Annotated in this window: 7 protein-coding genes and 1 pseudogene; all 8 read left to right on the forward strand. The window is 67.4% G+C overall.

The genetic code is table 11. The features are described from left to right. Positions 1-105: 105 nt before the first annotated feature. Positions 106-1,341 (forward strand): ABC transporter substrate-binding protein, encoded by a 1,236-nt coding sequence (locus D9R14_RS06055; RefSeq protein ID WP_121622400.1) that lies wholly within the window; start codon positions 106-108, stop codon positions 1,339-1,341. Between the two features lie 26 nt (positions 1,342-1,367). Further along, positions 1,368-2,108: an ABC transporter ATP-binding protein gene (locus D9R14_RS06060; protein WP_210210815.1), complete on the forward strand. Its 741-nt coding sequence runs from the start codon at positions 1,368-1,370 to the stop codon at positions 2,106-2,108. Next, on the forward strand, positions 2,101-2,820 hold the full coding sequence (locus D9R14_RS06065) for an ABC transporter ATP-binding protein (RefSeq protein ID WP_121622402.1): 720 nt from the start codon (positions 2,101-2,103) through the stop codon (positions 2,818-2,820). Before D9R14_RS06060 ends, D9R14_RS06065 begins: the two co-directional genes overlap by 8 nt. After that, the gene (locus tag D9R14_RS06070) at positions 2,817-3,695 is read left to right on the forward strand and encodes a branched-chain amino acid ABC transporter permease (protein ID WP_121622403.1); all 879 of its coding nucleotides are present in this window, start codon (positions 2,817-2,819) and stop codon (positions 3,693-3,695) included. Before D9R14_RS06065 ends, D9R14_RS06070 begins: the two co-directional genes overlap by 4 nt. Beyond that, positions 3,692-4,714 carry a branched-chain amino acid ABC transporter permease gene (locus D9R14_RS06075; protein ID WP_170168519.1) on the forward strand — a complete coding sequence of 341 codons (1,023 nt, stop codon included), beginning with the start codon at positions 3,692-3,694 and terminating at the stop codon, positions 4,712-4,714. Before D9R14_RS06070 ends, D9R14_RS06075 begins: the two co-directional genes overlap by 4 nt. Then, positions 4,714-5,691, forward strand: coding sequence for a LysR family transcriptional regulator (locus D9R14_RS06080; protein ID WP_121622404.1), 978 nt, complete (start codon positions 4,714-4,716; stop codon positions 5,689-5,691). Before D9R14_RS06075 ends, D9R14_RS06080 begins: the two co-directional genes overlap by 1 nt. After that, positions 5,688-6,659, forward strand: a complete 972-nt coding sequence (locus D9R14_RS06085) for a LysR substrate-binding domain-containing protein (RefSeq protein WP_281041994.1) — start codon at positions 5,688-5,690, stop codon at positions 6,657-6,659. The genes D9R14_RS06080 and D9R14_RS06085 overlap by 4 nt, the downstream gene beginning before the upstream one ends. A gap of 92 nt (positions 6,660-6,751) precedes the next feature. Beyond that, positions 6,752-6,890, forward strand: a pseudogene (locus tag D9R14_RS06090) (4-aminobutyrate--2-oxoglutarate transaminase); the annotation flags it as partial.

Here is a 6,890-nt window from a genome sequence, read left to right on the forward strand (position 1 = left end):
TACGTTTATCACATTGATATTGTGGCAGGCATTCCCCTCACGGATCATGGCCCATCGAGACCCAGCCGGCGCCTGTCGAGGCTCCGCTTTCCGGGAGATCCAGCGATGAACTTGCGAGCTTACGCCGGGTGTTTCACCGCGGCCGCCGTCGGCGTCTTCCTGGGAGCGAGCGCGGCGCTTGCTCAGGGCACGGTCACGATCGGTGCGGTGGGGCCCTTCTCCGGCCCATCCGCCACCTCCGGGCTCGCCATGAAGAAGAGCTGGGACTACGTGACCGGCAAGGTGAACGCGGCGGGCGGGATCGAGATCGACGGCAAGAAGAAGCAGATCAAGATTATCTTTGAGGATGACCAGTCCAAGCCCGAGGTGGGGGTTAGCGCGGCCCAGAAACTTCTCACCCGTGATGGAGTGGACATCCTGCTCGCCGGCCTGTTCAACAGCTCGGTGACGCTGGCCATCATGGAGCTGGTGCCGGATTATGACGACAAGATCTTCTACAGCGGCCAGTCGGTGAGCTCCGCCATCGCGGGCCGCATCCGCGCCGAACCCGCGAAATTCAAGCATTTCTGGAAGTTCGGCTACAACAGCGACGCGCTCGGCTCGACCGTGGTCGGCACCATCACCGACCTCGCCAGGGACGGCAAGATTCCGGCCAAGGCCAAGACCATTGCCTTCGTCGTGGAGGACACGGACTATAGCCGCTCGAACATCGAGGTGATGAAGCCGGACTTCGCCGCCGACGGGTGGAAGATCGTCGCCACCGAGGCGGTGCCGCTGGGCTATGCGGATTTCTATCCGCAAATCTCCAAGCTGAAGCAGCTCAACCCGGACGTCATCATCTCCATCTTCACGGCGGCCAATTCGGGCGCGGCCCTGGTGCGCCAGCTCGCCGAGCAGAAGATGGCGACCACCCACATGGCAGTCTACTATCCAGGTCTCAAGGAATTCCGGGAGGCCGTGGGGCCGCTCGCCAACGGGCTGCTCTACACGCCGCTCCTGGTGGACGCTGAAGGCAGTGCCGCGCACCGGGCTTTCGCCGCCGAGATGGTGGCCAACGGAATGGCGGCCTCGCTGGACTACGGCCTTGGCATCTGCAATGCGCAGGTGCTGATGGATGCGCTCGCACGGGCCAAGAGCGTGAACGCGGACAAGCTCAGCGCCGCCCTGGAGAAGACCGACTACAACTGCGCCATCGGTCGCTGGGTGTTCGATCCCAAGAGCCACTCGCCGCGGGTGGGCAAGGACTATTTCGTGCTGCCCGCGGCGCAGATTCAGGACGGCGTGCCGCGCATCGTATGGCCCGCCGACCGCGCCGCGGTGCCATTCAAGCCGCGCGGTTGATGCCCGCGCTGGCCGAGGAAATCCAGGTGAGCGATCGACCCGACGCCATCCTCGAAACGCGGAGCCTGAGCGTCCACTATGGCGGCGTGGCCGCCGTGGACGCGGTGAGCCTCGCGGTGCGTTCGGGCGAGATCTTCGGTCTGCTCGGCCCGAACGGGGCCGGCAAGACCACGCTGCTCGCGGCGATCGCCGGCGCCGTGCGCTCGACCGCCGGGGAGGTGCGGTTTCGGGGCGAGCCGGTCACGGCGCTGCGGCCCGACCAGCTGGCGCGGCGCGGCATGGCCCGCACCTTCCAGATCACCCGCCCGTTCGAGGACCTGACGGTCGAGGAGAACGTGATGGTCGGCGCGCAGCCACGCTGCACCTCGCTCGGGGAGATGCGGGCGCAGGTGGCGGAGCTGGTGGACTGGGTCGGACTGGGCCACAAGCGCCATGACCTCGCCAAGGGCCTGTCCACCGGCCAGCGCAAGCGCCTCGAACTTGCCCGGGCGCTCGCCACTCGGCCCGTTTTGCTGCTGATGGACGAGGTCTCCGGCGGCCTCGACCAGCCGAGCGTCCCGGCGCTGATCGAGCTGGTGGCGCGGGTGCGGGCCTCCGGCGTCACCGTGGTGCTGATCGAACACAACATGCGCATCATCAGCGAGTTGTGCGACCGCGTGATGTTCCTCGATCGCGGACGGCAGCTCGCGGAGGGCGCGCCGCGCGCCGTGATGGCCATGCCTGCGGTCGTCGACCTCTATCTTGGGTCGGGGGGCGCCCATGCTTGAGATGCGCAGGGTCTGCGTGCGCTACGGCGCGACCCAGGTGCTCTGGGACATCGACCTGTCGGTGGGCGAGGGGGAGGTCGTCGCGGTGATGGGCCCCAACGGCTCCGGCAAGAGCACCATCTTCAAGGCCGTGATGGGACTCGCCCCGCCCTTCGCCGGGGCGATCTCGTTCCGGGGCGAGGACATCACGCGCCTGCCTGTGGAGAGGCATGTGGCGCGGGGCATCGCGCTGGTCCTGGAGCGCCGGCGACTGTTTCCCACCATGACGGTGCGCGAGAACGTGCTGATGGGCGCCTTCCATGCGCAGGCGGCAAAAGCGGCGGATGAGACCCTGCGCTGGCTCCAGGGTCTTTTTCCCGTGTTGCGCGAGCGCGGGGGCCAGATCGCCGAGAGCCTCAGCGGCGGCGAGCAGCAGATGGTCGCCATCGCCCGCGGGCTGATGTCGCGGCCACGCCTTCTTATCCTTGACGAACCATTCCTCGGCCTCGCTCCGAAGATGGTGGCCCAGGTGGTCGATCTCATCCGCGCCGTCAATGCCGAGGGGATCGCAGTGCTCTTCAACGAGCAGAACGTGCGCACCTCCTTTTCCATCGCCGACCGAGGCTACGTCATCGAGAGCGGCCGCAACGTGGTGGACGGGACGGGCCTGGGGATGCTCGAGCATCCCGACATCCGCCGGGTCTATCTCGGCGAGCAGGGAGCTGCCCCGTGAGCGGCCAACTGATCGAGCAGATCGTCAACGGCGTGATCCTCGGGGCCATCTACGCGCTCATGGGGGCCGGCCTCACGCTCATCTACGGCACCATGCGGGTGCTGAACTTCGCTTATGGCGAGTTCTACATGCTGGGCGGCTATGCCTTCCTGCTGCTGACGTCGGCGGCAGGGATGCCGTGGCCGCTCGCTCTTGTTCTGGCCGCGGTCCTCGTCTTCGCCTTCGCGGCGGTCACCGCCGCGGGCGTGGTGCAGCCGCTCCTCGCGCGTCCGGGCTGGGACTTCAGCACCATCGCCGCCACGCTCGGCATCTCCATCGCCCTGCAGAACGCGGCGCTTGCCATCTGGGGTGAACGCTTCCAGTCCGTCCCCTACATGGTCGACGGCACGCTGGAGGTGGCGGGTCTCCACATCCCCTATCAGCGCCTGCTCATCGTCGCGGCCGCCGCCGTGCTCATCGCCGGCAGCGCCGCCATCCTCTCCTTCACCCGCTTCGGACGCGCCGTGCGGGCAACCGCCCAGGACCGGGAGGCCGCGCGGGTGCTCGGCGTGCCGGCGGACCGCACCAGCATCCTCGCCTTCGCCTTCGGCTCGGCGCTCGCCGCGCTCGCGGGCATGATCCTGGCGCCGATCTATGCCGTGAGCCCCTGGATGGGCGTGCCGCTGGCCCTGAAAGCATTTGCGGTGGTGGTTCTGGGTGGCCTCGGAAGCTTCCGCGGCGCGGTGGTCGCGGGACTGCTGCTCGGGATCGTTGAGGCGGTTGGCGTGGCGCTCACCTCGTCGGAATGGCGCGAGGCGATCGCCTTCGCCGTGCTTATCGCGGTGATCTGGGTCCGACCCTGGGGCCTCTATGGCGTGGAGCGCTCGGTCCGATGAACGGCATGTTCGCTCCGCGCAAGGGCCGCACGCTCGCCGCAGCGGGTCTCGCCGCCGTAGCCTGGCTCTCGATCCCCCTGGTGGTGCAGCAGCCCTACGTGCTGCACGTCCTCATCCTGACGGCGATCTTCGCCACCTTTGCCATCGGCTGGAACCTCGTCACCGGCTTTGCCGGCCTGAAGACCTTCGGCCACCATGCCCTGTTCGCCATAGCTGCCTACGCCTCTGCGTTGCTGGCGAAGAATTTCGGGTGGAGCCCGTGGATCACGGCGTGGCTCGGCGCCGGCCTCGGCACGCTGGTGGGGTTCCTGGTGGCGCTACCCGCGCTGCGCATCCGCTCGGTGGCCCATCTCGCCATCGTCACGCTGGCCTTCGCCGAGATCATCCGCATCCTGATCTCCAACCTCAAGGAGTTGACGCGCGGCGAGCTCGGTCTCATCGGCATCCCCGCCTTCGATCCCCTCTTTCTGCCCGTGCTCGGCCGGGTGACTTTCGGCGGCTCGGGGCGGCCGGCCTTCTTCTACCTTGCCTCGGTGCTGATGCTCGCCGCGCTCGCGAGCGTCTGGGCACTGATGCGCTCGCGCGCCGGGCTGGCCTTCGTGGCGTTGCGGAACTCCCAGGAGGCGGCCGAGAGCCTCGGCATCAACCTCGCCCGCTACAAGTTCCTGGCGTTCGCCGCAAGCGGCTTCATCGTCGGCCTCAGCGGGGCGGTCTATGCGCACTATGTGCGTGTCCTGACGCCCCATTCCGTAGCCGGCCTGGAGGTGATGATCATGGTGATCGCCATGGTGCTCGTCGGCGGCATCGGCACCCACCTCGGGCCGGTGGTGGGGGCGCTGGTCCTGGTCGGTGGCGCCGAGGTGCTGCGCGACGTGGGCAACTACCGCCTGTTGCTCTACGGCGCCTTGATCGTGCTCGCGACCCGGTTCTTCCCGCAGGGCATCGCCCGGATGGCGGAGCATGTGCGCTGGCCGCGTCCCGCTGTCCTTAAGCCTCAACCAGATCCGGAGCGTCCCTGATGTCCGGCGAAATCCCGTTCGACCACGCCCGTACGGCTGAGGACCCGCGACCTGTCGGCGACGCCGCTTTGGTGCCGCCGCTCTCCGACGTCGACCTGAAGCTGCTGGCGGTGTTCGTCACGGTGGTGCGCTGCGGCGGCTTCGCTCTGGCGCAGAACGCGCTCAATGTCAGCCCCTCCACCATCTCCATTCACATCTCGAACCTGGAGATCCGCGTCGGCGCCAAGCTCTGCAAGCGTGGGCGCTCGGGCTTCCAGCTAACGCCCGAGGGCGCGGAGGTGTTCGAGGCCGCCAAGAGCCTGTTCGCGCATATCGAGGAATACCGGGCACGCATCGCCGGCATCAATGGCCTGCTCCTGGGCGAGATCAATGTGGGGGTGATCGACAACATGGTCGAGCACCCGAGCTTCCGCCTCGATGCCGCCATCGCCGAGTTCAAGCGCTCGGCGCGGGACGTCAAGGTGAACGTGACGGTGGCCCCCCCCAACAACCTGGAACAGATGATCCTGGACGGCCAGTTGCACATGGCCATCTCCTTTTTTCCCCGCCGGCTCACCCGCTTCCTCTACGAGCCCATGTTCTCGGCGCAGATGGATCTGTGCTGCGGCCGTGACCATCCGTTGTTCGATGTGGACGATGCCGAGATCACGCCCGAGCATGTCACCGCCGCCGAGCATGCCCAGCGCGGCTATGTCACGCTGGAGCAAATGCAGCCGCTGCATCGCCGCTTCCGATTCACCGCCAGTTCACCGAGCATCGAAGGGCTCGCCTATCTCGTCCTGTCGGGCGGCTATCTCGGCTTCCTGTCCTCGGTCTATGCGCGGCGCTGGATCGAGCGGGGTCAGATGCGGGTGATCCGCCCGGACCTGTTCTCCTACCGCTCAGACTATTTCATGGCCTACAACAAGACGGCGCCGGAGACGCGCGCCTTCCGTCTGATGCTGCAATATCTGCGCGCCGAGGCGCACGTGCCGTGAGAGCGGCCGAACATTCACCCGCGCTGAGCCTACGCCAGCTGCAGGCCTTTCGGACCGTGATCGCCACCGGCACCATGACGCGGGCCGCGGAGGCCATGAGCACCTCCCAGCCCGCCATCAGCGCCATGATCGCCGCTCTCGAGCGCGAGGTCGGCTTCAAGCTGTTCTTTCGCCGCGGCTCCGCCCTGGTGCCGACGCCGGAGGGCATGGCCTTTGACGCGCAGGCGCAAACCGCCCTGCTAGGGATTGAGCGGGTGAAGCGCGTCGCTGTCGATATCCGCAACCGGCGCCGCGGCGGACTGCGCGTGGCGGCTTGCTCCTGGCTGGGCAGCGGCTACCTGCCGGAACTCGTCACCTCGTTCGCGCGCGCCCATCCTGGCATCGAAATCCAGATTTGTCCGATCGGGAGCACGGACGTGAGCGCCGCACTCCTCGAAGAGACGACCGACATCTGGATGCTCGATGCCTCGGCCTCCCATCCGCTTCTGGAGAGCGAAGAGCACGTGGTGTCATGCGTCTGCGTGCTGCCGCAATCCCATCCGCTGGCCGAAAGCGCAGTGCTCAATCCTGACCTGTTGAGGGGGATAGCCCATGTGGCGCCGCCGCGCGACAATCCGCTCGCGGCACAGGTGGAGGAGGCTTTCGCCTGCGCCGGGGTGCGCCTTCGCACCACGATCCGGGCGGAGAGCTTCGCCACGGTATGCTCGCTTGTGTCGTTCGGCCTCGGCTTCGGCCTGGTCGACGAGATCACCGCGCGCCACCTGAAGCCACTGGGCCTGACCATACGTCCTTTCGCGCCGACCATCGCGCTGACGCTCGCTGCCATGCACCGCACCGACCGTCAGGTCTCGATCGCCGCCCGTTCGTTCCTGGATGCCCATCGCCGACTGATCGGCGCCGTGCATGCCGAATCGGGACAGGTCGTCGCCGAGAAAATCGGCTCTGTTCAGGCGAGGGCGCCGTCGTGAGAGCGCCGTACACGGGATTGCCGGAAAGCGGCGAATTGACAGGACGCATCGACGGGCGCGGCGCGCACCAGGACTGGCGATGGGAGGCGGTGATGGGGAATTCGGAGCTTGAGGCGCGCAGGCGGCAGGCGGTTTCGCGCGCGGTCGGGGTCACCACCGAGATCTACGCCGCCCGCGCCGAGAATGCCGAGATCTGGGACGCGGAAGGGCGCCGCTACATCGATTTCGCCG

The sequence above is a fragment of the Xanthobacter tagetidis genome, assembly GCF_003667445.1.
Taxonomy (GTDB): domain Bacteria; phylum Pseudomonadota; class Alphaproteobacteria; order Rhizobiales; family Xanthobacteraceae; genus Xanthobacter; species Xanthobacter tagetidis.

What these genes read in the sequence shown, in the direction of transcription:
- D9R14_RS06055 (WP_121622400.1), top strand. Translation starts at nt 106, where the DNA reads ATGAACTTGCGAGCTTACGCCGGGTGTTTCACCGCGGCCGCCGTCGGC.
- D9R14_RS06075 (WP_170168519.1), top strand. Translation starts at nt 3,692, where the DNA reads ATGAACGGCATGTTCGCTCCGCGCAAGGGCCGCACGCTCGCCGCAGCG.
- D9R14_RS06080 (WP_121622404.1), top strand. Translation starts at nt 4,714, where the DNA reads ATGTCCGGCGAAATCCCGTTCGACCACGCCCGTACGGCTGAGGACCCG.
- D9R14_RS06065 (WP_121622402.1), top strand. Translation starts at nt 2,101, where the DNA reads ATGCTTGAGATGCGCAGGGTCTGCGTGCGCTACGGCGCGACCCAGGTG.